The 1,505-nt window shown below is 31.6% G+C and carries 2 protein-coding genes; both read right to left on the reverse strand.

Annotated elements, in window-relative coordinates; all coding sequences use genetic code 11:
- Window positions 1-284: 284 nt before the first annotated feature.
- Complete coding sequence (locus tag AB0D57_RS47755; protein WP_362088778.1) at window positions 285-650, reverse strand: type II toxin-antitoxin system RelE/ParE family toxin; 366 nt, start codon at window positions 648-650, stop codon at window positions 285-287.
- 153 nt (window positions 651-803) lie between these two features.
- A complete protein-coding gene (locus AB0D57_RS47760) occupies window positions 804-1,445 on the reverse strand; it encodes a hypothetical protein (RefSeq protein WP_362088779.1) in 642 nt (213 codons plus the stop codon).
- Between the last annotated feature and the right edge of the window lie 60 nt (window positions 1,446-1,505).

A 1,505-nucleotide genomic window follows, 5' to 3' on the forward strand; every position in this document is an offset into this window, starting at 1 on the left:
TTTAACTACTAATAGTATTTAATTATTTTATGCCTAACTTTAAATCAATAATTTAATTTTACATTGTCTGTAAGGTGAAATAGTTTTGAATTTAACTATTTGATCCAAAAATATTTTTTTGTTTTTTTCATTTTTTACCCTCCTTAGTTCTTTTCAGAATGTGTTGTTTTGACTAAATTTAGTCTAAGTAAAATGTGTTCTTTGGGTTATTATTTGCCGTGTTTTGATTCGATTTATCCCGAATGTCCCCAGCTGTATAGCTGGGAAATTGGAATAATTGTGGTTTAAACCAAAGCGTATTTTTGTTGGATTTTTAATTTTAGCATTTCTGCTTTTTGAATTTCTTTTTTTGGCGTTTTTTTTGTTTTCTTTCTGAACCAATTAAGCATGACGATTGTTTCGTTGTCTGAGTAAAAATAAAAAATTCGATAATCATTTACTCTTAGTTGCCAAATGTCGTCTGTATCTTTTAGTCTCTTTATTGTTTCGGTTTCTTTACAAAAACCTTTTTGTAATTGTTCGCCAAACAATTCAAGGTAATCTAAATCGTATCTGAATCGTTTGTAGACTGGTGGTTCAGATACTTTTGTTATTTCTACCCAACTTTTTACGCTCTGGCTTCCACCGATCGCATCAAGAATAATACGCACAGCAAAGCCCTTCTTTCTATCTCTATTTGTTTTTAAATTATTAAAAGTGATATCTGAGGAGATATCATGATAATTTCATAATAAACGAAATTGGAATCTTTTTCAACTAATAGGTATACGAAAAAACTTAAGCTTTTTGTTAACAGTATAGGGCTAATTATTTTTAAAGAAATCTAATAAAGCTAAATGTAATACATCTGATTTATTCACTCTCTCGGCTTCGCAATATTTATCTAAACAATCTCCTATATTTTTATCAATAACAATAGTTTTCCGTGTTTTATCATCTTTTGGTAGCTGCTTGATCCTTTCGTGAACCTGATTGGATACATTAATTTTCCCTTGTTGTTCTTCTGCTTTCTTTTGTTGCCACTCGTAAAGCATTTCCATGAGCATAGATACTTCATCCTTCGTAAACTGTGGGTGAACAACAGGTGAACTCTGTATGAACTCTGTATTATCATTGCTCACCTTTTTATTACTACTTGTGAATTCAGTATTACCGGGAATGAATTCTGTGTGAATCTCTTGTGAAGTGCGTTTCACATTAGATGAATTAGATTTCACATAGTCGAATATACTTCTATCTATAGGCTCTACATCACTACCAACATAATGCCACCCTTTTGGCGATTTATTACTAAATGCATATCCAGCTTCTTTTATTGCATTTCGCAAAGGCTTTTCACTAATGTTAGGAATTGCTTTTGCAACATCACCTATTTTCACGCCTTCTGTTCGCAACGCCTTTAATATGCTTCCTAACGTTGCTACTGCGTCTATTTGGAATTTCATACACTGTTCATCCTCATTTCACATATAGTCATACATATATTATTCTGGGTGAATTATAGT

Source organism: Streptomyces sp. NPDC048275 (assembly GCF_040652275.1).
In the GTDB taxonomy this organism is placed as follows: domain Bacteria; phylum Actinomycetota; class Actinomycetes; order Streptomycetales; family Streptomycetaceae; genus Streptomyces.

Bases quoted from the DNA above. Each gene is read 5' to 3' on its own strand.
- AB0D57_RS47760 (WP_362088779.1), bottom strand. From the start codon at position 1,445: ATGAAATTCCAAATAGACGCAGTAGCAACGTTAGGAAGCATATTAAAG.